This is a genomic window from Psychrobacter sp. M17(2026), assembly GCF_055699815.1.
The window spans coordinates 3,128,359-3,153,822 of the sequence record NZ_CM146741.1; the positions used below are offsets into that span (position 1 = coordinate 3,128,359).

Here is a 25,464-nt window from a genome sequence, read left to right on the forward strand (position 1 = left end):
TACAGATAATCAACTCAATAGCTCTAACCTTATGAATAATGATAGTACTACAGACAATATGAGTAATGATGAAGCTGCTACCGCCAATACTGGCGGTTTTTTTACTGGCCGAACCTTAGGCGCACAAGCGCTCTCCCGCAGCTGGTGGCGACGCTGGATTTATCCGTTGCTATTTCTGATTACGCTGATGCTATCACTGGCCACTTATCTGACTTTGGATTCTGTGCAGCAGTCGGTGAATACCTATGTCAATGACAATCAGCTAGCACTGGTCGGTGGCGATCTGATATTAGAAAGTAATCAAGCGTGGCCTGAAGAGGTGCTCACGCAAGTCCAGACTTTACCTGAAGACCAAACCGTTTACGATTATAAGTTCAATGCCATGCTAGTGGCTGGCGAGCAAACCTTGCTTGCTCGGATCAAAGGCGTGACCTCAGCTTATCCGTTATATGGTGAAGTTGAATTGGCCTCAGGCAAACCCTTATGGGAGCAGCTCAGCGCTAATAGCGTCGTCGTAGCGCCAGAAGTGCTTAGAAGTCTCAATGTACAAATCGGCGATACAATCGCTATCGGTGAGGGGCAATTTAGAATTAGCGACGAGCTGATTCGTGAGCCAGATCGTCCGCTGACTGCCTTTGGTTTTGGTGGTCGTGTCATGATGACGCAGGAAGCGTTAGAAGCAACTGATTTGATGGGTCAGCGCAGTCGCATCAGCTATCAAATTGAGCTGGCGGGTGAGCCTGATTTAATAGCCGCTCAACGTGAGCAGTTAACCAATATACTCGTCAACTACCCCGATATTGAGCTATCTGATCCTGAAACTGAGGAAACTTCGGTCTCACGCATCTCTGATAATGTATTAATGTTCCTCAAACTGCTGGTCATCGCCGTACTGCTGTTATCGGCAGTGGCTATGTATGGGGTGATTACCGCTTTTGTGACTAAGCAGCAGTCTAATGACGCGATACGTATGGCACTGGGTGAGACCAATAGCTCTATTAAGCGCAGCTACTATTGGCTACTATTGCTAATGGCAGTGATCGCTTGTATTGCAGCAGTCGCGCTCAGTCTGGTGTTACTAAAAATCGGTCAGCCTTATCTAACGGCTATCTTACCTGCCAATCTAGGCTTAGCCATTAACCCTATTAGTATTATTAAGACTATCGTCATCGCTCTAGTACTAACCCTCTTGATTACTCAGCGTGGTCTACAAGCGCTCGATGATACCAAGCCTGCGGCGCTGCTCAACCAAGGTGGTAATAATCAAGCTACCAAACGTTTGACATGGCAGCAAAGAGCACCACTGCTACGTTATGGCCTACTGTTGATTGGACTCTATGCCTTCCTCGCTTATGAAGTCAATTCCTTTACATTTGGCGCGCAAATACTCATCGGTTTGATCGTATTTATTGCTGTATTTTGGGCATTGGCTCGTGGCTGGTTAGGGTTGCTAGCCCGTTTGAGTAACCTTGGCAAAATCAGTTGGATGCAGCGGATTGCTATTCATAATCTAGCTCGTAAGGGCAATCAGTCAGCTTTGTTTTTTGTGACCTTGGCGCTGTCAGTAGCAGTGTTGACTCTTATCACCACTATTAATCACAGTATCAATGAGCAGTTCGTTAACGCCTATCCGGAGGATGCGCCCAATCTGTTTTTATTAGATGTGCAAACCGAACAGCACGACGCTATCGATGATATCCTCAAGGTACCCGTCACTTATTTCCCCGTCATTCGAGCGCGAGTCGTTACCGCTAATGGTGTAGCGGCAGCAGATATCGAATCAAGCGAGAGTGGCGATGATCCGACTCGAGTATTTAATCTGAGCTATGCCGATACGGTCATGGACACGGAGTTTATTACCGAATCGCTAACCGACGATGCGCTATATACTCCTATTGAGGGTCAGGATACTGATGCCTCTTCCCTCGCTCAAGTTCAACCGTTATCTATTTTGGATACCGCTGCTGATATGCTCAATGTCGGTATGGGTGATCAGGTCAGATTCAATATTCAAGGCATTGAGCTAACAGGACAGATTACTAGTATTCGCTCACGTTTTGAGCGTGGTCCTAGTCCTTTCTTCTACTTCTTATTTGAGCCGTCTGTGCTATCTGCTGCGCCGCAAATTCAATTCGCCACCGCGCACGTATCACCAGAGGCTATTCCTGATCTACAAAGCGATCTCGTACGTGAGTTCCCAGCGGTGACGAGTATCGATGGTACGATTATCGCTGAGCAAGTCCAAGGACTCGTCGCACAGATGAGTCGCTTAGTCTATATCTTTACTTTGCTAGCGCTACTCACGGGCATTATGGTGCTGATCAGCTCGCTACTCTCAACGTCACAGGATCGCATGAAAGAGAGCGCGTCGTTCCGTCTACTCGGTATGCAAAAGTCTGATCTGTATAAGCTCAACATGTTAGAGATTGGCGTACTCGGTATCAGCGCGTCACTGTTTGCGGTGACTATCGCTAGTGTCGGGGCATGGCTTGCAATCACGCAATGGTTCAATCTACGCTATAGCGTGCCGTGGGTGAATCTAGGTATTGGTGGTGCAGCGTTGGTCGCTCTACTACTTGGTATTGCTATTATCTATGTGAGATTGGTGATTGGGCGTGGGATTATGGCGAGAGTTCGGGCTATGATTTAGGAGATATGCGATGAATTCAAATGACATAATAGTTAGTACTTTTTTGATAGGAATTATTCGACTTTTACGCCTTGGTGAAATTAGCATTGACCAAGCGCATTTTTTGATTTTCAGCTCTGGTGGATTATCAAGAATTAAGGAAAATGATGATTTAAAAGGGCTAGCGCCTATTATTCATCAGGCGCTAGAACTCGAAGATATACTGTCTATATTAGGTATTGAAAAGTATCAGCAGGAACTGACGCAGCTTGAACAGCTATTGATTAAGCGTTTAACATTTGATGGTCATGAGAGTTTGTATGACACATCAAAAGTGATAACTTCACTAGGGACTGGTGCTGATAGTAACTAAAAACACTTATCCTAATGTGCGGTTAAGCTATAGCTGAAGTGGTAGCTTGGTGATTGGGCGGGGGTTATGGCGAGGATTTGAGGAAAAGTAATACTATTTACCTATTAAAATCCTATATATTACTTATCTCTTTTTTTTGATAAGCAGTAGTCTTCAAATCTATGCAGAAGGCCTTTCAACATATCTTTAAGGCGTAAAAAAACTGAGTGGCTTATAATCGTTCTAATTACTTTTCTTATTAATAAATAAAATTCGATATGAAAAAGCAATCCTATTAATATAGTTAATGTTAGTAACATTACAGGAAAGGATATATTACTTATATCATATTTTTCATATAACTTTCTAAATATAAACACATCAATAGGTATCAATAGCGCTAAAAATAATGTTGATTTAAATGAAGACTGTGTAGACCTTAACTCTAGCTCATTAATTTTATCAGATAGATTTTTTAATGTTTCAGCATCCTGTGAATTTTCAATTATATTATTCGGTATAGTAACAAAACCTTTTTCGTTATCTTTTGGCTTATCATCTTCAAAATCTAAATTGCTAAACCAAATTGAGAATATGCCCATGCCTTGACGTATAGGAATTCTTTTTACACCAGCATTATAAACAGCAAATATAATCTTTCCTGAATAACCAGGATCTACGTGGAAACCAGAAACATTTACTAAGCCAGATGCTTTAGTAGAGAACTTCATAGATATAAAAGCTAAACAATCTCTAGGTATATTAATTTCTTCATCAGTTATAAGATAAGCAAATTGCCCTGGAGGTATATAGCAAATACCTTTCTTAATATTAAGTTTTTCAACTTTATCTAGTTTAATCTTGGGACTAGATGTTACGAATACTTCACTACCTACAGTAAGTGTATATGAAGCCTCTTTTACTCTTTCCTCTTGGAAATTTGATATTAACGGTTTATTATTATCTAAGTCAGATAATAGTGAATTACGCTGTATTATTGTTTGTGTAGACCAGAAGCTCAATTTATACTCTCAATTTTTTTTTGATACTGTAGACTACATTCTTGGAGTTTATCTTACTTTCAACTTCATCTAAGCGCTTGTTAGCATCTTTTATCAAACTAATATTATGTTGAATTGAGTCCTGTTCAAATAGTTCGAACAGATTACATATAGACTCTTCCCAACTTTGATGAAAACTGTGTTTCTCGAAGTGATCATATGATTCACAACTTTTACTAAAAATTGAGGAAAAATATAAATAGTTGGATAAAAACCCACCTTCTACAAAATTATTACGTTTATTAACTTCTGATAAATCTATATCAAGTAGATTAGCGCCTGATACAATCATCACAAAAGAATCTGTATAATCCTTTTGAAACTTTTCATGGTGTCTAGGTAATGAGATGCCGTAAGCATATTTAGATAAATGAAGTGCGACGTGAGTCAGTCTTCTAACCAAGCCTAAAGCTACAATATCTGCATGATAGGATATATCATGCTCATATTGTCTGACTTGGTATAAACCAAGCTCTTTAAAGTCGAATTTCAAGCTTTTATCTTGAATATTCATGAATTTACCCGTTATCTATAGGTTTATAAATTATGTTGAAACAAGCCACTATCTCGACTTGTGACCAATATCGGTACGATTTAATACGAAAATGGAATCCAGATGGCAAAAATCTAGTATCACTTATAGGTCTAAACCCTTCTACCGCGGATGCGAACAAAGATGATCCTACTCTAGTAAGATGCATGAACTTTAGCAAATCTCTAGGCTTTGATGGTTTGATTTTAGTAAATCTATTTGCTTACCGCTCGACATCGCCCAAAGCAATGAAAGAGTTTATTAATCCTATAGGTGAAAAAAATAATGCTTATATTATAGATGCTATCGCTCGAACAAACAAAACAATTTTATGCTGGGGTAATCACGGGAGTCATGAATCACGTGATATAGATGTACTTAAGTTAATCAGACAATATCGAGAAGAATATTTCTGCTTTGGAAAGACTAAAAATAATCAGCCTAAACATCCCCTTTATTTGTCAAAAGAAACTTCTTTAGAGTCTTTTCTAATTCTTTAAACATCATTGCAATAATAAGTGTATGCGAAGCATTCTGCCTATACTAAGGACTTAGCTGAGAGGGTTATCGAGGCAACAGGAACACTATCAGCCTTTAGTCACCACGCCAGTGAGCATATAAGATAGTAGCGGATGGCGAGATTAGCTCCAAAACCCTAAGTCCTTAAAGCAGCAAACCTAAAACGCCCTCTATTCATTTAGCGGGCGTTTTTTTATTTAACACACCCCTCATTTGCTATAATAAAGCTACCTTATTAATCTAGGTTTACATGTAAGATACTAGCGTTAGTAGCAATAATTGCAAAGTACACTTTTGGCTTTTAAAGGCGTTACCCTCATGACTGACCAGCAATCGCTACACAAGGAAAATCCCATTCCTTTATCCAATATAGCCTCTCAAGATAACCTCAGCACCGATCAAGTGTTAGATAAACTAACCGACGTACTGGGTGCCAGTAATGTACAGGCAGATCCTGAGAAAAACGAGCACTATAGAATGGGCTGGCGCTCTGGTGGTGGCAGTGCTTTGGCGGTGGTATTTCCGCAAACCTTGCTTGAGATTTGGCGTAGCTTAGAGATATGTGTGCAAGGCGATTGCATTATTATCATGCAAGCGGCCAAAACGGGATTGACCGAAGGCTCGACGCCAAGCGGTAACGACTACGATAGACCTGTTGTCGTGATTAATACCCTTGCCATAAACCATCTGTATTTGATTAACGATAACCAGCAAGTGATTGGCTTGCCTGGAACGACATTGCACCATCTGCAAAGTCAGCTCAATACTGTTAATAGAGCGCCGCATTCCGTCATTGGCTCATCGACATTGGGCGCCTCTATTATCGGTGGCATCTCCAATAATTCAGGAGGCGCTCTGGTAAAAAGAGGCCCTGCTTATACTGAGCTTGCATTATTTGCCCAAATAAATGAACACGGTCAGCTCGTACTAGTCAATCATTTAGACGTCGAGCTAGGTGACTCCCCTGAAGAGATACTCACTAACCTACAAACAGGTAATTTTGCTAAAAGTGGCTTACCTGACAGTGGTAGGCTGGCATCCGATAAAGAATATATCGCTCGTGTGACCGACGTTAATGCCAGTACCCCAAGCCGTTTTAATGCGGACAAGCGCAGACTGTATGAAGCCAGTGGCTGCGCTGGCAAGCTTGCCGTATTTGCCGTACGCCTTGACACTTATCCCATCGCGGTAAAAGAACAGACTTTTTATATAGGCAGCAATAGTACGCACGAGCTGGCACAGTTGCGACGACAGATACTATCAAGCTTTAACCATATTCCTGAAGTAGGCGAATATATGCACCGTGATATATTCGATATCTCTGCCAAATATGGTAAAGATACTTTTTTGAGTATTAAGCATTTAGGAACTAATGCCTTACCGAGACTATTTTCTATCAAAGGCGCTATCGATGCTAGATTGAATAAATGGTCTTGGATGCCCAAATACTTCACCGATAAAGTGATGCAGATGATAGGTAATCTATTTCCAAAGCATTTGCCCAAGCGCATGACAGAGTATCGTGATGAGTACGAGCATCATCTGATCATAAAAATGAGTGATGAGGGAATAAAGGAGGCGCAAGATTTTTTACGCTCGTTTTTTGAACGCTCAGAAACAGGTGCTTATTTTGAATGTGATAAAGCAGAGTCAGAAAGTGCTTTTCTCAACCGTTTTGCCGCAGCAGGCGCTGCGATTAGGTATGAAGTGATGTATGAAAAAGAGGTTGGCGAGATGCTAGCCCTTGATATTGCCATACCCCGTAATGAGCTTGAATGGTTTGAGGTGTTGCCTGATGACATAGCACAGCATTTAGAAAAGAAGCTCTATTACGGGCATTTCTTTTGTTATGTGTTTCACCAAGACTATATCCTAAAAAAAGGCAGCGATGCCAAGCATGTTAAAGAGATGATGCTAAAGCGCTTGAGCGAGCGCGGGGCAAAATATCCTGCCGAGCATAATGTCGGGCACTTGTATGAGGCGGAACCTGATTTGCAAAACTTCTATAAAAGCCTAGACCCAACCAATACCTTTAATCCTGGTATCGGTCAAACATCGAAAACTAAGCGTAACTGTGCATGTTGTTGATAGGCAGTCTGACTGTCAACTCAATATATGCTATACGTCATAAAAGCTGTGTAAACCTTTGCTATAATAGCGCCACTTTATCAAACAAATAACCTCTTATAACCTCACGGTAACGCTATGAAATTCTCAAAGTTCGGTCAGAAATTTACTCAGCCAACTGGTATCTCGCAATTAATGGATGATTTAGGTGACGCGCTAAAAAGCGATCAGCCCATCAACATGCTAGGCGGCGGTAATCCTGCCAAGATTGAAGAAGTAAACGAGCTATTTTTGGCAACTTATAGAGCGCTTGGCAATGATAATGATACAGGTGAAGCGAATAGCACCTCAATTATCAGCATGGCGAATTATTCTAATCCGCAGGGCGATGCTGCTTTTATCGAGGCTTTGGTTGGCTTCTTTAATCGTCATTATGATTGGAATTTGAGCGCAGAAAATATTGCTTTGACCAATGGCTCGCAGAATGCTTTTTTCTATTTGTTTAATTTGTTTGGTGGTGCCTTCCCTGATGAAAAGAACGAATCTGTCGATAAATCTATTTTATTGCCGCTAACCCCTGAATATATTGGTTATAGCGATGTGCATGTCGAAGGTCAGCATTTTGCCGCAGTATTGCCACATATCGACGAAGTGACTCATGATGGCGAGGACGGATTTTTTAAATATCGAGTCGATTTTGAAGCGTTAGAGAGCTTGCCAGCGCTTATTGAGGGTCGTATTGGCGCGATTTGTTGTTCACGCCCGACCAACCCAACAGGTAACGTACTCACTGATGATGAAATGGCGCGGTTAGCTGAGATTGCCAAGCGTTATGACGTGCCGTTAATCATCGATAATGCTTATGGCATGCCCTTCCCTAATATCATTTATTCAGACGCGCATCTAAATTGGGATAACAATACGATTCTTTGCTTTAGCCTGTCTAAAATTGGCCTACCAGGAGTACGTACAGGCATTATCGTAGCAGCGTCCGAAGTTATCGCAGCGGTTAGTTCGATGAATGCGGTGGTCAATCTAGCGCCGACACGTTTTGGCGCAGCGATTGCTACGCCACTGGTGAAAGACGACCGCATTAAGCAGTTATCTGATGACACGATTAAGCCTTTTTATCAGCAGCAAGCCACTACTGCAGTACGTCTGCTAAAAAAAGCTTTGGGTGAATATCCGCTAGTGATTCATAAGCCTGAAGGCGCGATATTCTTATGGTTATGGTTTAAAGACTTACCGATTACTACCGTCGAGCTGTACGAGATTCTAAAAGAAAAAAGCACGCTTATCGTACCCAGCAAATACTTCTTCCCCGGTGTTGATGTAGATAACTATAAACATGCGCATGAATGTATTCGCATGAGCATCGCCGCTGATGAAGATACTTTGAAAAAAGGTATTACTGTGATCGGTGAGGTGGTTCGTGGGTTGTATGATGAGGCTAAATAAATAGCTTTAAAAAAACTAAGATCAAAAACAAAAAAACGGACTATTCATTAGTCCGTTTTTTTATGCTGTAGGCGTATAGCAATAGTTTAACTAAGCTCTCTTAATTGAGCGCTTTTAGTAATTCATTAGCACTAAGCTTACCAAATTCATTAGCTGCTAATGGCCCATCGCCTGAGATGAGCTTTCTATCTTGATGCGTCTGTCCTGAGGCTAGTTTATTATCAATAGTCATGCCTAAATCTTCCAGCTTTTCACCGAAGTACCATGGCATTAGTCCCGGCAAATAGCCAAGCTTGGGCATTTGCTTATCCATACCCGTCGGGAACGCCACTATTTTATAACCTTTAAAAATAAAATCGCTTTCAGACTTAGCCGTTCCATCAGGACTATCAAGATTAGCAGCTAGTAAAGCCGCGGGGCCATGACAAATCGCTAGCGTAAATAAATCCTTTTTATGACCCCAACGTAGCAGTTCACCAAGGTTTTTATCTTCAGGCAAACCTAGCATCGCGCCATGACCACCTGGGATAAATATTGCCGCGTAGTCGTCGCTACCTGCCATATCGTTTGCTACAAAGCCTGCAATACTATTTGGGTTCTCAAGCTTTGACTTATATTCGTTATAGATAGCTTTGACGTCTTCGTCTTGATCAGGCATCGCCCACTGCTCAACTTTGACAGGGTCACCCGTTGGGGTAAAGACATCCACCTCAAAGCCTGCTTTTCTGAAATGTAATAAAGGCACCATCATCTCAACGGGATGATTACCCGTATCAAATTTATTGCCGTTCTCCATGGTCATATACTGCTGCTCGGTACAGACCATTAGAATTTTTTTATTACCCATATATGGCGTGTCGTACTCGGTATTATCATAGTTGGTTTTGCTAGGTGCAGCGAGTTTAAGCGATGATGTCGATGGAATATAAATCCCTGCTTCGGTTTCTTGTGGCTCTAGACCTAAAGTGTCTTTGGCTTTATCTAAAGTATCTTTAGCTTTGTCCATTATGTTTTGAATGTTCATGAATTTTCCTTTTTTATTATTTATCATCATAAATAGCTAGAATTGATAAACCTGATAGATATATCAATTTGGCTATTGTCTGACAATAAGATAACAAACTAAGGAGTCTATAAATAGATGAAAAATTTTATGTTTCGTAAGCTTTGTAAAGTAAAGGTTGCTAAGTTATAAGTAGTTGCAGAGCCATGACAGTTACTAAATTATAGAGTGCTTCTAACGTAGTTTTTTTAGCATTTTACTAGGCGTGATAGTAGGCTGAAAAACTCTCGTCCAATTCATCAGCGCAAACAGCACATAAGACAATAGGCAAGTATTAATCAGATCATGAATACTGGCTTTTATGTTTACACTGCCTAACGCCGAGAAGCCTTTAGGTGCAATGATATAACGATTGTCCAGATACTCGCCTGCCAAAGCCACGCACGTTACTATGATTAAGGCAATAAACGATCTTATACCTTGTCTTTTAATAATTGGACGTAGTATCAGTAGGCTTAATATATAGACGCTGGTACCGACATAAATATGTAGAGCGTCCTTATCGAGGCCCGTAGCCGCTATTACGCCTAGTTTAAAGGTTTCAAAATCCACTTATTTCTCTCTAAATAACAGCTATTACTATAAATAAAAAGGTGAGTTAGACACATACTAACTCACCTCAAACTCAAATATGTGCATCAATATTATCTAGACATCCCAATCTACAAAGTTCTTTAGTAGCTGCAAGCCTGCTTTATGGCTTTTTTCTGGATGGAACTGAGTAGCGAATAAATTGTCTTTGATCACGCTAGCGCAAAATGGCTGGCCATAATCGCAGCTAGCTGCGACTTGAATGCTATCAGCAGGCGCGCAATAATAACTGTGCACAAAGTAAAAATGGGCGTTATCTTCAATACCAGTCCATAATGGATGATTAAAATCCATATCGGTAATAGTATTCCAGCCCATGTGCGGCACTTTAATGGTGGCGCCCTGCTCGTCTTTCCAAGTTGGATCAAACGCTTTTACGCTGCCCTCTAAGATGCTCAAACATGCCGTGCCACCATTCTCAGCAGACTGCTCAAATAATGCTTGCATACCGACACAGATCGCCATGACAGGCTTATTAAATACCGCATGGCGCACGACTTCATCAATACCAGCATCGTGCATGCCGATCATACAATCGCGCATGGCACCGACACCAGGGAAGACAATCTTATCAGCAGCCGCGACAACCTTTGGATCATTAGTAATCGATACTTCCGCGCCAACTGCTGAGAGTGCTTTGCTAGCTGAGTGCAAGTTACCCATACCGTAGTCTAGGAGAGCTATTTTGGTCGCTTTACTCATCAAAACGCCTCTTTGGTCGACGGCAAGGTATTCAGTGCGCGCTCATCATACTCACAAGCCATACGTAGCGCACGGGCAAAGGCTTTAAAGGTAGACTCGATTTGATGATGGCTGTTCTTGCCCTTGAGATTATCCAAATGTACCGTCATCCATGAGTGATTGACAAAACCATAGAAGAATTCGCTAAATAGATCCACATCAAAGCGACCCACATGCGAGCGGGTAAACGGAATATCCATATGTAAACCTGGACGCCCTGATAGATCAACAACGGCACGGGTTAAAGCTTCATCGAGTGGCGCATAAAAGTGCCCATAACGACGAATGCCCTTCTTATCACCAAGCGCTTTGTTAAATGCTTGTCCTAGCGTAATACCTGTATCTTCAACACTGTGGTGATCATCAATAAAGGTATCACCGGTGCACTTGATATCTAAGTCAAACAGACCGTGACGCTTGATTTGATCAATCATATGATCTAGAAAAGGCACGCCTGTATCGACTGTACCCTGACCTGTACCATCAAGATTAACCGTACAAGTCACTTGAGTCTCAGCAGTATCACGGGTCACGGTAGCGATACGGGCAGGACGACCATACAGATTTAGGTTTGCATCAGATGTTTGGGCAGTCATAGCTACTCTCTATAAAATAATTGTTATCAAAAGTGATGATATTAAAAAGATGGTCTTATCATAGCAAAACAGCATCATAACAGCTATGGTATGACCGTAAAGCACGCACATATTTGCCCTATTCTGCTAAAATAGTGTGTTTAGTATTTTTAATCACACCTTTTTTTACCCTATATTATTTTTAACTACACAACTGCTCGACATTATAGGATACCGTTATGCCTTTAGAAGCAATTGCCATCAATGACTTAAATGCGCCACTAATGGCGAAGCCAACGCGTGACAATGAGCTGGCCGAGCGCTTGCAGTCCCTTTATGACAGCGATGATAATCATCCCTGTGGCGAATCAGTTTTGGCTATTATCGAGCAAGGTTTTAAGCGTGGGCAATGGCTGTATGTCGGTATGTTCAATGACAAGCCTATCGCCGCCGTTGGCTGTTTTGATGATGGGCAGACTAACGCTAGACGTTTGCAGTATTTAACGGTTCATGAGCAAAATCGCGGCCGCGCTATCGATGCCAAATTTATCAAAATGGTCTACGATGCGGAGATCAAAAAAGGCGTGCGTCAGTTTGTCCCTGTCGATGAGGATATCCACCGTATTATGAGTGAATATGATTTGTTACAGCTAAAATCATAATTTTTCCTTTAAAATGGTTTATTTAGCATAAAAAAGCAAAAATACCTTGACAGCTGAGCCTATATTTAGTTTAATAGCGTCCTCAACGAAGACGGCTCGATAGCTCAGTCGGTAGAGCAACGGATTGAAAATCCGTGTGTCGGCAGTTCGAACCTGCCTCGAGCCACCATTCGTTAATTGCATTCAGCTTTTAAATAAGCGACCAAAAAGACCTCAGACATTCGTGTTTGAGGTCTTTTTTTTGTCTGCGATCTAGGGTTACTCTACTATTTTCGTCACTTATTCATAACACTTTTAGTCTACCTCTACTGCCAGCTTGCTCAGTATACTAAAGTCAATATAGCGTCAAAGGACAAGGTAGAGAGCTATGAGAGAGTTTGATTACGACTTAGATTATAAAAATTTAGACCTGCGCGCGCAGCCTGAGCTGTATCGAGTTGGGCGTGGTGAGCAAGGTGTGCTCTTGGTTGAGCCTTATAAGTCAGAGATATTGCCGCATTGGCGCTTTGCGACTCCTGAGCTCGCGACCGAAAGTAGTGAGACTATTTGGCAGATGTTTTTAGATTATTTGGCTGACGATGATTTTGTCGGAGCGGATATGGCGCGTAAATTTATCCAAATGGGCTTTACCCGCGCGCGGCGCTACGCCAACCATAAAGGTGGCAAGAAATACAAAGGGCCTGTGCCTGATGATAAAAAAGGTCAAAGTGGCGCGCATGGTCGCGATGAATTACCTAGGCAAGAGGAAGATCCTATCAAAGCAGAATCGGCGCGTATCTTTAAGCAAAAATGGGACGACTGCCGCGAGAATGAGGACTATCTTCGCATGAAGAAGGAACACCGCGAGCGCTATAAGGAGGTAGAATAAAGTAGACTGGTCTAACTGCTGTGCTAAGGTAATAACAGCCAAAAACTAATATTAAATGACCTAACTTACAGGCGAAAAATAATGAGCGAAACAATGAATGATAAGCAGCTATTAATTTTTGATTTTGATGGCACTTTGATCGATAGCGTACCTGATTTGGCAGATGCAACCAATACCATGCTTGCGCAACTAGATAAGCCGACTCATTCGCTGGCAACGATAAAAGAGTGGGTCGGTAATGGTTCTAGGTTATTGATAGAAAGAGCGTTGGTTGGTAAGACGGAAGTTCTAGAGGGCGAATTAACGACAGAGGAAGCCGATCACGCTGAGCAAATATTTTTTGACGCCTATAAAAATATTACTAATAGTAAAACCCTCGCTTACCCTGATGTCGATGCAGGATTGCGTCAATTAAAAGAAGCAGGATTTACTTTAGCTTTGGTCACTAATAAGCCAATACGTTTTGTGCCCAAAATATTAGAAAACTTTGGCTGGACAGCGCTGTTTAGCAAAGTATTAGGCGGTGATAGCTTGTCCGTTAAAAAGCCCGACCCTGCGCCCTTATTGCAAGTCTGTAAGACACTAAACTTTGAGCCTGCCCAAGCATACATGATTGGCGATTCAATCAATGATATCTCAGCAGGCAAGAACGCTAACATCGATACTTTAGCCTTATCTTATGGCTATAACTACGGCAAAGATATTCGCGATAGTCAGCCTAATCAGGCTTTTGATAACTTTGCTGATTTGATGAAATACTTATTAAAAGACTAATACGAAACCCAAAAATACAATATATAGCGTTTATTTCTTTTAGGTTTTTGTAGGGCGCATTTTATGCACCGCTGAGTTAAATCAATAGTGCATAGAATGCACCCTACGCCTACTCTGGCTTTTTTGAATAGTATAAGCTATCAAGTTGTAGACTGGGTTTAAAACCCAGAAAATGATAACTATTTGCCAATGATAATAAGTTAAATCTATCGTCTATTTGTTCGTAGGAATTTTTTATATGACGACTACCCTTAGCGACATTGATATTGCTCAAAGCGCCACTTTACAATCTATTACTACTATTGCCGAAAAAATTGGTCTCTCTGCTAATAATTTACAGCCTTATGGGCACTATAAAGCTAAGATAAATCCAAACGATGTATTCGCTAAACCTGCAAAATCTATCAATAGCAAATTGATACTAGTCACTGCGATCAATCCAACACCTGCGGGCGAAGGTAAAACTACCGTGACTATTGGTCTAGCCGATGCCCTAAATCGTATTCATCAGCAGCAGCATACTAACGCGATTAATGCTAAAAAAGTCACCATGGTCGCCCTGCGTGAGCCTTCACTTGGCCCTGTATTTGGGATTAAAGGTGGCGCTGCGGGTGGTGGCTATGCGCAAGTGTTACCTATGGAAGATATCAACCTGCACTTTACTGGCGACTTCCATGCTATCGGTGCCGCCAACAATCTCTTAGCTGCGCTACTCGATAATCATATCTATCAAGGTAATGCGCTGGATATCGATCCCAAACAGGTGCTATGGCGACGTGCGGTAGATATGAATGACCGTCAGCTGCGTAACATTATCAGTGGTATCGGCAAAAAGACCGATGGCGTCATGCGCGAAGATGGTTTTGATATTACCGTCGCCTCTGAGGTAATGGCTATCTTTTGCTTGGCGACTGATTTGGCTGATCTCAAACAGCGTTTAGGTAATATTTTGGTCGCTTATAATTATGACAAGCAGCCTATTTATGCTAGAGATCTCAATGCGCATGGTGCGATGGCAGCCCTGCTTAAAGACGCACTACAACCAAACTTAGTACAGACTATCGAAGGTACACCTGCCATCGTGCATGGTGGTCCTTTTGCTAATATTGCTCATGGCTGTAATTCAGTCATTGCGACACGGGTGGCTATGCACTTGAGCGATTATACTTTGACTGAGGCCGGATTTGGTGCGGATCTGGGTGCGCAAAAGTTCTTTGATATAAAATGTCGACTTTCAGGGCTCACACCAGATGCTGTGGTTATAGTAGCGACCATTCGCGCCTTAAAATACAATGGTGGCGTTGCGAAAGATGCGCTGACTGATGAGAACTTAGCGGCACTTGAAGAAGGCTTGCCAAACCTGTTTAAACATATCGATAATATGCGCGATGTTTATGGGATGCCAGTCGTGGTAGCTATCAATCACTTTATTAGTGATACCGATGCCGAGGTTGCCTTAGTGCGCAACGCTTGCCTACAAAAAGGCGTTGAGGTTGCCTTGACGCAAGTATGGGAAAAAGGCGGCGCTGGTGGCGAAGCACTGGCGCATTCGTTGCTTAATTTATTAGATAAAAATAATGAATCAGCTAGCCAGTTTCGTCTGGCTCATGATAGCGATAATAGCGTTGAGGAAAAAATTCGTACGATTGCTCAGCGGATTTATGGCGCAAATGACATCGATATTAGCAGCCTTGCGCAATCAAAAATTAAGCGCTTAGAGGCGCTAAACCTAGACAAGATGCCTATCTGTATTGCCAAAACGCAATATTCACTCAGTGATAACGCCAAGCTGCTTGGGCGTCCTACTGATTTTAATATTCATGTACGCGATATCAGTATCTCCACTGGCGCAGGATTTATCATAGTTATTTGTGGCGCTATTATGAAGATGCCAGGACTGCCTAAACATCCTTCAGCTGAGCGAATTGATGTTGACGATAAAGGTAATATCACAGGGTTGTTTTAACGCAAACAATCTACTTGCTGCGATAACTCAGTGCCTCTGATACATGGGCGCTAGTGATGCCTTGGCTATCTGCCAAATCAGCAATTGTTCGGGCGACTCGCAGTACTCTATGATAGCCACGCGCTGATAAATTTAGGCGCTGCTGAGCGAGCTGTAATAACTGTTGTTCGCCCTCGCCTAACTGAACATGTTCATCCAGCTCACTAGGACTTAGCTCATTATTGACCTTGTTCTGCCGTGCCAGCTGACGCTTATGAGCAGCAGCGACTCGCATCCTTACTTGCTCTGAGCTCTCCCCTGCTTTTGCGTTTTGTAGATCGGCAATCGGTAGTGCTGGCACCGTAATATGTAGATCAATTCGATCTAGTAGTGGCCCTGATAGCTTATCTTGATAGCGCTTAACCTGTTCAGGACGACAGCGACTGACAACTACAAAATTAACTGATAATATCGAGGAGCCACCGACTAAAACACTACAAAAATAGATGATAATCTGATGACGATGACTAAATCTACAATACTAAATGATAATTTTCCAGCTAGAATTATCCCTAGAAACCATAGAACCGTGACAGGTTTTATTCATGGTAATAGTAGTACATATTCAGGTTTCGAATCAAGTCTAGAACGTGACGCTCTGATATTGACTGAGTTTAATTTATCAATAGTAGACCACTTAGCTCAACCCAGAACATTTGAATATTTTTACGATAATAAGAACAGGAAATATACGCCTGATATTTTCATAGAATATAGTAATGGGAAAAAACTATACGTTGAAGTTAAATATAGGGACGACATAAAAAAAGACTGGGCTATTCTAAAGCCTAAGTTCAAAGCAGCTATTAAAGAGCTATCCACTGAGGAAAATACACGATTCAAAATCTGGACAGAAAAAGAGATCAGAAGTCCTTTACTAAAAAACGCTACCTTTCTCCTTCCTTATAGGCACAGAAGTTTTGAAAACTATCAGCTTGAAATGATTAAAAAAGTAGTTTCAAGATTTAATGAAACAACTCCTGAAGATGTGATTAGGATATGTTCTAGTAGTTTAGAAGCTCGTGCTGAATTCCTAAATACTTTATGGTACGCCTTATCTAATCAGATAATAAAGGCTGATTTGACTCGTCCCCTAACAATGAACTCTTCTATATGGATTTAATAAGATGTATGAAGTTAAGTTAAATGTAGGTGAAGAAGTTTTTAGCGGTAACTCTCGCTATAGAATAACAGCTGTTCTTGACATAGAGCATGTATGTGTTCGTAGCAGTTTTACTGGTAAATCAAAAAAAGTTCATATATCTGAGTTGTCTTCAAGTCCTATTGATGAAGATGACACAAAGATAATACCAGCTACTGAGTTGATGCATATTCCAGATGAGGAATGGGTCGAAATTCATAATAAGGCTGGGCTTTTTAATAACATCCTTCAATCCGATTCTGATGACAGGCGTGATGAAATAAAAAAGGCTGCTGAGGAACTAGGAGTATCAGAGCCAACACTATATAGACAATTGCAGAAATACAAAGCGAGTAAGGGAGATCCAACTAGCTTATTAAGAAAAAAGCGTGTGGATAATGGACGCTTTGAGCCTGAGATAGAGACAATAATACAGTCATGTATAACTCAATATCTATCGACAGATAAACTAAAAGTTTCAGATGTTTTTAGAAATCTGGAAACTCAAGTCTACCAATATAATAAGCTGCATGGAACTACATTTACTGCACCGCATATCAATACTCTAAGGTACAGAATATCTCAGCTTACTGCTGCTGAGATTGGATCAACAAGGCTAGGTAAAAACGGTCAAGAGTCCTATCGCCCTATTATTGGTAAGTTTCCAGAGGTAATAAAACCTTTGGAGATTGTACAGATTGATCACACTCCCTTAGATCTTATGGTTGTTGATGATGTGAATAGATTAGCTATAGGTCGGCCAACAATCACGTTAGCGATTGATGTTTTTAGTCGAATGGTTACGGGTTTTTACATCTCGCTAGAAAAGCCAAACACGTTACTGACAGGGTGTTGTATCACACACTCAATCCTAGATAAAAAGAAATGGTTGGCAGATCACAAGATAGATGCTCAATGGCCAGTATATGGCTTAATAGATACTATCCATACTGATAACGGTAAAGAGTTTCATGGTAAAGCCTTAAAAAGAGCATGTGAAAAATATCATATTAACCTAACTAAAAGACCCGTTGGGACGCCAAGGTATGGTGGACATATTGAACGACTTTTTAAAACTTTCAACGATACAGGTATCCATGCATTACCTGGAACGACTAAATCAAATATTGTAGATAAAGGCGAATACGATTCGGAGAAGAAAGCAGTATTAACTTTGTTTGAGCTTGAAACTTGGTTTACGGAGCTTGTGGTCAATATCTATCACCATACGGTTCATTCTGAACTTGGAATGACTCCCTTTGAGAAGTATAAAGAAGGTATTTTAGGGAACGATACTACTTTAGGTAGAGGGCTTCCACCTAAGATAGAGCATGAACTACAGCTCAAAATAGATTTCTTACCCTATGAAGAGAGAAGCGTACAAAAATATGGGATCCAGCTTTTTGGCATCCTTTACTATCATGATCTTTTAAGAAAATGGATACGCCAACCTGATAAAACACGTAAAAACTCAAAACAATTTATTATCAAATACGATCCAAGAGATTTAAGCTCAGTATTCTTTTATGATCCTGATATGAAGTCATACATTACTGTTCCTTATAGAAACTTGAGTCGACCTGCGATATCTCTATGGGAGCTAAGAGAAATCAAGAGAAGATTAGCGGACTCTGCTCCGATAAGTCAGGTTACAGAAGACGATATCTTTGAAGCTAGAATTAAAATGGCTAGTATTGTTGAAAATGCATCAAAAGAAACAAAAAAAATAAGACGTTTGAAACAAAAAGAGTCTGTCAGAGTAAAAGAATCTATTCCACAGATGGCTGTGAAAGCTGAGCAACTAGAAGAGGTTCATTTAGAAGAATTTGAGGACTTAGAAGACTTTGATATTCAGCCATTCGAAGATATAGAGGAGTAGTATATGGAACATTTATCTGATAAAGCTCGAAGCTTAATAAATGCTTCAAACGATGAAAAAATATTCTATATAAACACAGATAGGTGGATTGGCTACCCACGATCTCAAGAAGTTCTTAACAGCTTAGAAGATCTAATGTGCTATCCAAAGACAGATAGAATGCCAAACTTACTAATTGTTGGTGATTCTAACAATGGTAAGACAAAGATATTGAAACAGTTCTTAAAACGTTATCCATTTGATATGGATGAAGATACTGCACTCAATATTCAACCAGTTGTCATGGTATCAGCGCCTTCAAAACCAGATGAAAATAGTTTCTATATCCGTCTGCTCCAAAAGCTTCACACCCCTTACGTAAAAAATGAAAGCGCGAGTGTCAAAAGAGAGCGGATTATTCGAGTACTGAAAAAACGTCAAACTAGAATGCTAATTATTGATGAAATTCAACACATTATCGCAGGCTCATTCAACTCTCAAAGAAACCTGCTTAATGCGATAAAGGATTTAAGTAATACTCTTCAAATTCCAATTGTTGGCGCGGGTATTGAAGATGCCTTTAACGCTATTCAAGTAGACCCACAGTTAGCTAACCGCTTTCAGTTAGAAGTTCTACCAAGATGGAAAATAAACACTCTAGATGACACTAAGAATTTTGCTCGATTAATCGCATCTATCGAACAAAGCTTAATATTACCAGAGGCCTCATATCTATATAAAAAGCCGTATCTTGAGAAAATCCACTATCTTAGTGAAGGTCTGATTGGTGAAGTTTTTCAAATATTAAGAAAGTTGGCTATTTTTTCAATTAAAAACGATCAAACTTGTATTAACGAAGATACGTTTGATTCTGTAACCTTGTCGCCACCTTCAAACAGACGCAAATTGTTAAGCCAATTAAGATGAGCCGTAAATATCAAGGTTTAGAGCTATCATATAGATTACAGCTACTTCCAATACGTCAAGACGAACTACTTAGATCTTGGATAATGCGTAATGCGCTATTTCTTAATATGAAACCATCGCAGCTATCTACTATCGTTTTCCAAAATACTGATATCTGGAAGTCAGACATTGATACTCAGCTTTCCACTAAAAGTATTGAGTCACTATTAGGCACTGTAGAAATCAAAAAAGAAGATTTGGACAACACATTAATTTCTTTAAACTGTGACTATTTTTACCCTCACCTGAATGATTCTAAACAAATAAAGTGGGTTTTGAGCATTGGTGTTCATCAAAGAAGTCAAAAAAGTAGTATTCAATATTGTCCGTTGTGTCTATCTACAGATCAGGTTCCCTACTTTAGAACATACTGGCGGTTCGGGTTTTTAACAAGCTGCCACATTCACAATATTTGTTTTCTAGACAACTGTTATAACTGTAGTGCCTCAATAGATTTAGTTCGTTATGATAAGAAAAATGATGAGCATTTTAAGCAAGTAGATTGTTTAAAATGCAGCCAATGCTCTTACGACTTAAGAGATGCCCCAAAGATAAGACCTCATCATCATGAACTTAAAGCAAACCAAGAGCATTTTAGACTACTAGTAAAAGGCTATGGGAGTGTTGGTAACTTGCATTTCAATTATTCGCATATTTACTACGATGGTTTTAAGCGAATCATGTCATTTCTACTCTGTAGCAAAAACGGAATTGAGATGTTCGAGTATATTGTTAATATAAATAAATTAGACCAGAGTTTCGTCAACGATAGAAGTTTGGTACATCGGCATTCGGAACCTGAACACTTATCACTTGATATGCGAAGAATCAGTATTATTTTCTCATATTATGTAATGAAAGACTGGCCTATAAGCTTTATTAGAATCTGCAAAGAATTTGGAATTACTAAACGCTTCATATACTCTCCACATCTTGATTATCCTTTTTGGCTAAAAAAGGTTTTAGACTTAGAGTTAGCTTAGAATGGAAGCTTTAATTGTTACAATACTAAGATATCTGAAAGTTTCCTAAAAACTATGCAACTGTCTTTTGAATTAGATACCTGCTCATACGAGTAATAAAAATATCTATTTGTGAATTGGAGGAGGTAACTTTTTAAAGATTTTCTGAATTTCTCTACGAACTACTTCTTAATTTAATAATATAATTCACTTTAAGTAAGAACAAATGATTTAAAACCAGAGGTCGTTATGAGTGAGTCTAAAAACAAAATTTTATTTAACAATGATCATCTAACTCTTGTAAGTCAAGAAGAGATAGAGAATCGACGCCGTACTCATTCAGACGCCCTAGCCAATTTTGCAGTCGATAATATTCCTGTTAACCCTGAAACTCAGCACATTTTTAATAATTACGTTGAAGGTAGAATAGCAACAACTAAAGAGGTAAAAGAGTTATTACATGCTCACTATACTAAAGTGCAATCTGAAAACAATCGAAAGTAGATTACATACCAATAAACTAAATACTTTTAGCGGCACATTTATGAAAAAACCTGAAGACCAAGAAATAACGGTTGATAACCGTCCAATATTAGTAAGTCAAAAAGAGATAGAGAATCGACGACGTATTAGTTCGGACGGACTTGCTGACTTTGCGGTCGATAATATTCCTATTAACCCTGATACCAGACATATCTTCAATGATTATGTTGAAGGTAGGATTGCAACAATTGAAGAAGTAGAATCTTTGTTAGATGCTCATTACACTAAAGTAGCTTTTTAATTAGCTTAAAGAGCTAAAAACTAATTCGCTTATATCTACCTCCAATGCATCGCAAATCTCATATACCTTTTTCAAGGTAACATTTTTCTCCCCACGCTCAATATTTCCCATATAGCTACGATCAATATTTGCTAGCTCTGAAAGCTTTTCTTGCGATATGCCCTTCGCCTTTCTTACTTCACGCACCCGTTTTCCAAATGCAATTATTCTCTCATCTTTTGTCATGTCTACGCCACTAGCAAAAGTGGCATTATTCGCAGTCGTAGGATATAATATCCACGGGATATAGTCCGTATTTTGAGAATCCTATGGAAACGCGGATTGAATATCAGTCGGATGTAACTGTAATCAATAGAATTATCTGTGCCAGGTACTGGTTATTTGACACAAATGATTTTATTCATACTGTCAAAGAGATTGGTCAAAATTTCGGAATCAAAGCTCATGAAGTGACTCAGGTAGCCCAAAAAAATGCCTATTTAATCGTATATGACTATCAGTGTATCGGCTGCAATAAGACGAGCCACTGCCATACACGCAATGAGTTTAGGCAGTTAAAGCTAGGTGACTGGCGCTGCGCTCAATGTCGGAGAATATATGACGAGAAAAGGTACGGAACGTTTCAGCAGTTCTCTTTAGAACGAAATCGTGTGAGAGAACATCATAGAAAAGTCGTTATCAAAGTATTAGAGCATCATAAAGCATCTCAAATGGGCAATATACCTTGCTTAGATAAGCTGGATACAGTCGATAGCCTATTACTTGTGGCAACCATTGAAAGCCTTTGTTCAAAAGCGTTAACGACGACAGAACCTTTATGTAGTAACTCAGCATTACCTTTAACTCCCACTTTTAGCATGGACAAAAAAGTACTTAAACACCTTTTCGACTTAAATTTACTATTCTTAAATCCTCAAGAAAATTACCACTGGGTTGACATCAATAAGGATGGTCATTTAGAAATTAATTACTATCGAGCGATTTTTAAGTTTGCTCATGATACCGAAAGTCTCAGGCAGTTAGCCGTGAAAACAAAGTCCAATCAAATACAAAGCTATTTCATAGGAGACATCAAATTTCAACAATGGTGTCAGTGTATACAGCTAGCAGAGTGCGAAAACCACTTGTTTGACCAGATTACATTAGAGCAGTTAATCCTGAATATTGACGAAAAAATGCTTTATTTATTCCAGTCAGGTTTGGCTTCTTATTCAGTAGCTGACATGTGCCGTATTATCACTAAAGCCGCAAAGATTCTTGATATAGCGCTCTCAAATTCAAGTATCACCAAAGCGCAGGCTCTAACTATTCTTTGTAAGAGCATTGAGAGTAATCTCAATAAACTACGCGATGGTCGTTGGCAGAGGCAAACCTATAAGCGTGATATTTTTGATCCTCAGTCTGCTATCTCTAAAGTATTTTTTAACTACGGTTTAAGAATAGAGGGTTTTAGTTTCAACTATACGCTTAATGAGATGTTTAACCTACACAGTGGCCAACATTAGTATTTGAATCTATAGACCTAAGCTGTAGTTCCATAGTCAAATATTAAGGTCATGTGACGTATAAACTTATCAGGAACAGTATTAAAACGCTTAGGCGGAAGAATAGAGGGTCTACTGAGTCCATTTAATCAGAATCGTGATCTTGTTTTAAGGTTTTAGCAGTATTCGTGTGTTTTTATCGAAACAATTCAGTAAATCAGCTTATAAAAGGATTTAAGTGTGCAAATAAATATTTCAACAGTGGCATTGATCGCTATGTTATCGATCAATATTATGGCTTGTAGCAACGAGCCTTCATCAAACTCAGTAGCTGAGAGCGATGCCGAAATTTATGAGGATGATCAGGATGCATTAGCTGAATATATATTGGCTACTGAGAAGAGCGATACTGAATCCGCACCTGTAGCTTTTGATGCTTCTCTTTATCACGATATTAATCAAGATTCAGATTTTAGTTATATAACAGCTTTGTCTTTAGCACAAACTGATAGAGATATGTTTGATAATGAGCGTCTTATTCATATGTATCCTGAGTACCAACAAGAACAAGATCCACAAAAAAGAGAAGCGATGGCTAAAGAGCTAATTCCTAAGATGAAATCAGAGATGGCTAAATACGAGGATCCGTATCGAATTAAAGTAAAAGTAATGCCCCCTGATGAAGGCTATGAGTTTGGTTTGGAACAAGAGAAGAAAGGCCTTACAGGCGCTTTTTTTAGGGCAGACGGTGATAAGTTGAGAAGATATGATTTTGAGACTAAATCTTTCCCTATTTCTCCTGTTCAAATGGGTGGTAGCAAAAGTCCATGTTGGTTCCCCTTGAGACTAACAAATAAATTACAAAATCATGATTCAAGCATACAACCAAACGAAGACTGCACTTTAGAAATTTCAGACGAATCTTTGGCAGAAAAAATGTCGACGGCCTACATATCTCTGACGGGTATGGCCTACTATCGCATAGAAGATATTACTGCTTTTCCTGAACGTGTAGATTTGGTTTTTTCTAATAGCGAAACAGGTGAAGAGTATGCAACTAAGACATTTACTTGGAGTTATTGAGTTTCGTATAGTTCGCTAAAGATATAGACTAATTTCAATCTTTGTTGAAATTGGTCAGTCTTATTGACTATCACTGATTAACGATCTGTCAGCGTCAGATAAAAGTTTAAACTAGAGTCGTAAGTGTATACAACTGTTATACTCTTTTACTCTAAAGATTAGACAATCACCTCATTCTATGACGGCTCATGCCCCATTTCTTACTCTAAATTTCAATTAAAATATGGATGATTTTGAAAATCACTTTTAACCTCTAATATTAAACTATCTAAGTTTATTCCTGCTCCTCCTCCACCTTGCTGCAATAGACGAAGCGCAGAAAACCATTGGGAACGTCCCGCACCATTTAGTTTTAGTCGTGAGATATCTCCTCCTGATCTTAACCATATTTCTTGATCTAAAGGACCTGATGGATATAAGTCAGCGAGGACCTCTTCAAGTTTCCTATCGTGGTTAACACTTTCTATTACATTCATATTAGTATTTAGTGCTTTTATACCGCCATATCGTAGCGCAACAGGAAAATTATTTTCTAAATTACTTTTAAAGACAGGGTGCTGATTATGATTTACTGTTTTGGCCTCCATTGGAACATTCTTTTCTAAATAAGAAAATATATCAAATACCCGAATAAGATCTTCATTAGAAGACCCTGCTGATCCTTTCAAGGCAGACAGTAAATGCTTTGTAAACAAGCTATTCTGATCACCAGGCAAAATTATAGACGTTTCTGAATCTTTTGAAGACGCAATAAATACTTTACCACGCCCCTGTGAGAGTCGCGCTAAAGACTTATTAGTAAGGCCAGAAAAATTAAATTGACTCTGTGCGAACGATTTAAAGGTCGCAGTTCCAGCCGAGTGACAAGCATCTATAACAAATAATAATCTTTCTGATTTAATCTTAGACAGTAATGACGATAGTTCGTCTTCAGGTAAAAAGCCACCACTAGGACTGTCAAAATCAACGGGAGCTAAAAAGCAATTCGGATTTGATTTATCACCCTGATTACCACCATGTCCTGAAAAATAGACAAAGACTGTATCACCTTCATTTGCTTTTGTAGCAAGCTTGCTCATTTCACTGCGTATGTTTGAGAGTGTAGCTTCAGAGTCTAACAATAGCATCACATTTGTATTCTCATAACCACAATAGTTTGCTGCTGTGAGTACATTAGCAACATCATAGGCATCTTTCGTCACTATATCGGGAAGCACAGCCTTTCCTTCATATTCTGAGATCGCGATTATAAGTGCGTGAGCTTGAGAGAAAGATTTATATTGATCCAT

Annotated in this window: 25 protein-coding genes, 1 tRNA gene and 1 pseudogene; 18 read left to right on the top strand and 9 right to left on the bottom strand. The window is 39.8% G+C overall.

Annotated elements, in window-relative coordinates:
* Nucleotides 1-58 precede the first annotated feature (58 nt).
* The gene (locus tag ACR63T_RS13285) at nucleotides 59-2,650 is read left to right on the top strand and encodes an ABC transporter permease (protein WP_472785289.1); all 2,592 of its coding nucleotides are present in this window, start codon (nucleotides 59-61) and stop codon (nucleotides 2,648-2,650) included.
* A gap of 10 nt (nucleotides 2,651-2,660) precedes the next feature.
* Nucleotides 2,661-3,002, top strand: coding sequence for a DUF3969 family protein (locus ACR63T_RS13290; protein ID WP_201560793.1), 342 nt, complete (start codon nucleotides 2,661-2,663; stop codon nucleotides 3,000-3,002).
* A 119-nt stretch (nucleotides 3,003-3,121) separates the two neighbouring features.
* On the opposite strand, the gene ACR63T_RS13295 is transcribed toward ACR63T_RS13290, so the two are convergent.
* A complete protein-coding gene (locus tag ACR63T_RS13295; RefSeq protein WP_201560792.1) occupies nucleotides 3,122-4,003 on the bottom strand; it encodes a dCTP deaminase in 882 nt (293 codons plus the stop codon).
* 1 nt (nucleotide 4,004) lies between these two features.
* Nucleotides 4,005-4,556 carry a hypothetical protein gene (locus ACR63T_RS13300; protein ID WP_201560791.1) on the bottom strand — a complete coding sequence of 184 codons (552 nt, stop codon included), beginning with the start codon at nucleotides 4,554-4,556 and terminating at the stop codon, nucleotides 4,005-4,007.
* A gap of 32 nt (nucleotides 4,557-4,588) precedes the next feature.
* On the opposite strand from ACR63T_RS13300, the gene ACR63T_RS13305 reads away from it, so the two are divergent.
* The 3 genes from ACR63T_RS13305 (at nucleotide 4,589) to ACR63T_RS13315 (ending at nucleotide 8,618) form a co-directional block, all read left to right on the top strand.
* A complete protein-coding gene (locus tag ACR63T_RS13305; protein WP_472784281.1) occupies nucleotides 4,589-5,074 on the top strand; it encodes a DUF1643 domain-containing protein in 486 nt (161 codons plus the stop codon).
* Nucleotides 5,075-5,411: 337 nt separating this feature from the next.
* Entirely contained in the window at nucleotides 5,412-7,181 is a 1,770-nt protein-coding gene (gene dld, locus ACR63T_RS13310; RefSeq protein ID WP_472784282.1) for a D-lactate dehydrogenase, read from the top strand.
* 117 nt (nucleotides 7,182-7,298) lie between these two features.
* Complete coding sequence (locus ACR63T_RS13315) at nucleotides 7,299-8,618, top strand: valine--pyruvate transaminase (protein ID WP_472784283.1); 1,320 nt, start codon at nucleotides 7,299-7,301, stop codon at nucleotides 8,616-8,618.
* A 100-nt stretch (nucleotides 8,619-8,718) separates the two neighbouring features.
* Here ACR63T_RS13315 and ACR63T_RS13320 read toward each other — a convergent pair whose 3' ends face one another.
* The 4 genes from ACR63T_RS13320 to hisB all read right to left on the bottom strand — a co-directional run bounded on the left by ACR63T_RS13320 (nucleotide 8,719) and on the right by hisB (nucleotide 11,609).
* Nucleotides 8,719-9,642: a DJ-1/PfpI family protein gene (locus ACR63T_RS13320; protein WP_472784284.1), complete on the bottom strand. Its 924-nt coding sequence runs from the start codon at nucleotides 9,640-9,642 to the stop codon at nucleotides 8,719-8,721.
* A gap of 213 nt (nucleotides 9,643-9,855) precedes the next feature.
* On the bottom strand, nucleotides 9,856-10,233 hold the full coding sequence (locus ACR63T_RS13325; protein WP_472784285.1) for a hypothetical protein: 378 nt from the start codon (nucleotides 10,231-10,233) through the stop codon (nucleotides 9,856-9,858).
* Nucleotides 10,234-10,329: 96 nt separating this feature from the next.
* A complete protein-coding gene (gene hisH / locus ACR63T_RS13330; protein ID WP_472784286.1) occupies nucleotides 10,330-10,974 on the bottom strand; it encodes an imidazole glycerol phosphate synthase subunit HisH in 645 nt (214 codons plus the stop codon).
* The gene (gene hisB / locus ACR63T_RS13335) at nucleotides 10,974-11,609 is read right to left on the bottom strand and encodes an imidazoleglycerol-phosphate dehydratase HisB (RefSeq protein WP_472784287.1); all 636 of its coding nucleotides are present in this window, start codon (nucleotides 11,607-11,609) and stop codon (nucleotides 10,974-10,976) included. The genes hisH and hisB overlap by 1 nt, the downstream gene beginning before the upstream one ends.
* 218 nt (nucleotides 11,610-11,827) lie before the next feature.
* Between hisB and ACR63T_RS13340 the strand changes: the two genes are divergently transcribed.
* The 5 genes from ACR63T_RS13340 (at nucleotide 11,828) to ACR63T_RS13360 (ending at nucleotide 15,858) form a co-directional block, all read left to right on the top strand.
* The gene (locus ACR63T_RS13340) at nucleotides 11,828-12,250 is read left to right on the top strand and encodes a hypothetical protein (RefSeq protein ID WP_472784288.1); all 423 of its coding nucleotides are present in this window, start codon (nucleotides 11,828-11,830) and stop codon (nucleotides 12,248-12,250) included.
* A gap of 93 nt (nucleotides 12,251-12,343) precedes the next feature.
* Nucleotides 12,344-12,419 (top strand) — tRNA-Phe (locus tag ACR63T_RS13345).
* 198 nt (nucleotides 12,420-12,617) lie between these two features.
* Nucleotides 12,618-13,118 carry a DUF4385 domain-containing protein gene (locus ACR63T_RS13350; RefSeq protein ID WP_472784289.1) on the top strand — a complete coding sequence of 167 codons (501 nt, stop codon included), beginning with the start codon at nucleotides 12,618-12,620 and terminating at the stop codon, nucleotides 13,116-13,118.
* An 81-nt stretch (nucleotides 13,119-13,199) separates the two neighbouring features.
* A complete protein-coding gene (locus ACR63T_RS13355; protein WP_472784290.1) occupies nucleotides 13,200-13,892 on the top strand; it encodes a phosphoglycolate phosphatase in 693 nt (230 codons plus the stop codon).
* Nucleotides 13,893-14,130: 238 nt separating this feature from the next.
* Nucleotides 14,131-15,858: a formate--tetrahydrofolate ligase gene (locus ACR63T_RS13360; RefSeq protein WP_472784291.1), complete on the top strand. Its 1,728-nt coding sequence runs from the start codon at nucleotides 14,131-14,133 to the stop codon at nucleotides 15,856-15,858.
* A 10-nt stretch (nucleotides 15,859-15,868) separates the two neighbouring features.
* Here the strand turns inward: ACR63T_RS13360 and ACR63T_RS13365 are convergent.
* A pseudogene (locus tag ACR63T_RS13365) lies at nucleotides 15,869-16,279 on the bottom strand (magnesium chelatase subunit ChlI family protein); the annotation flags it as partial.
* 75 nt (nucleotides 16,280-16,354) lie between these two features.
* Here ACR63T_RS13365 and ACR63T_RS13370 point away from each other — a divergent pair.
* The 6 genes from ACR63T_RS13370 (at nucleotide 16,355) to ACR63T_RS13395 (ending at nucleotide 21,608) form a co-directional block, all read left to right on the top strand.
* On the top strand, nucleotides 16,355-17,020 hold the full coding sequence (locus ACR63T_RS13370; RefSeq protein WP_472784292.1) for a TnsA endonuclease N-terminal domain-containing protein: 666 nt from the start codon (nucleotides 16,355-16,357) through the stop codon (nucleotides 17,018-17,020).
* Nucleotides 17,021-17,024: 4 nt separating this feature from the next.
* Nucleotides 17,025-18,917 (top strand): transposase, encoded by a 1,893-nt coding sequence (locus tag ACR63T_RS13375; RefSeq protein WP_472784293.1) that lies wholly within the window; start codon nucleotides 17,025-17,027, stop codon nucleotides 18,915-18,917.
* Between the two features lie 3 nt (nucleotides 18,918-18,920).
* A complete protein-coding gene (locus ACR63T_RS13380; protein WP_472784294.1) occupies nucleotides 18,921-19,823 on the top strand; it encodes a TniB family NTP-binding protein in 903 nt (300 codons plus the stop codon).
* Entirely contained in the window at nucleotides 19,820-20,845 is a 1,026-nt protein-coding gene (locus ACR63T_RS13385) for a TniQ family protein (RefSeq protein WP_472784295.1), read from the top strand. The genes ACR63T_RS13380 and ACR63T_RS13385 overlap by 4 nt, the downstream gene beginning before the upstream one ends.
* 228 nt (nucleotides 20,846-21,073) lie before the next feature.
* Nucleotides 21,074-21,328: an antitoxin VbhA family protein gene (locus tag ACR63T_RS13390; protein ID WP_472784296.1), complete on the top strand. Its 255-nt coding sequence runs from the start codon at nucleotides 21,074-21,076 to the stop codon at nucleotides 21,326-21,328.
* Nucleotides 21,329-21,368: 40 nt separating this feature from the next.
* Nucleotides 21,369-21,608: an antitoxin VbhA family protein gene (locus tag ACR63T_RS13395; protein ID WP_472784297.1), complete on the top strand. Its 240-nt coding sequence runs from the start codon at nucleotides 21,369-21,371 to the stop codon at nucleotides 21,606-21,608.
* Here the strand turns inward: ACR63T_RS13395 and ACR63T_RS13400 are convergent, their stop codons facing one another.
* On the bottom strand, nucleotides 21,609-21,833 hold the full coding sequence (locus tag ACR63T_RS13400; RefSeq protein ID WP_472784298.1) for a helix-turn-helix domain-containing protein: 225 nt from the start codon (nucleotides 21,831-21,833) through the stop codon (nucleotides 21,609-21,611).
* Nucleotides 21,834-21,916: 83 nt separating this feature from the next.
* On the opposite strand from ACR63T_RS13400, the gene ACR63T_RS13405 reads away from it, so the two are divergent.
* Together ACR63T_RS13405 and ACR63T_RS13410 are read left to right on the top strand one after the other, a co-directional pair.
* Entirely contained in the window at nucleotides 21,917-23,113 is a 1,197-nt protein-coding gene (locus tag ACR63T_RS13405; RefSeq protein WP_472784299.1) for a hypothetical protein, read from the top strand.
* Nucleotides 23,114-23,332: 219 nt separating this feature from the next.
* Nucleotides 23,333-24,175, top strand: a complete 843-nt coding sequence (locus tag ACR63T_RS13410; RefSeq protein ID WP_472784300.1) for a hypothetical protein — start codon at nucleotides 23,333-23,335, stop codon at nucleotides 24,173-24,175.
* A gap of 212 nt (nucleotides 24,176-24,387) precedes the next feature.
* Here ACR63T_RS13410 and ACR63T_RS13415 read toward each other — a convergent pair whose 3' ends face one another.
* Nucleotides 24,388-25,464: a caspase family protein gene (locus ACR63T_RS13415; protein WP_472784301.1), complete on the bottom strand. Its 1,077-nt coding sequence runs from the start codon at nucleotides 25,462-25,464 to the stop codon at nucleotides 24,388-24,390.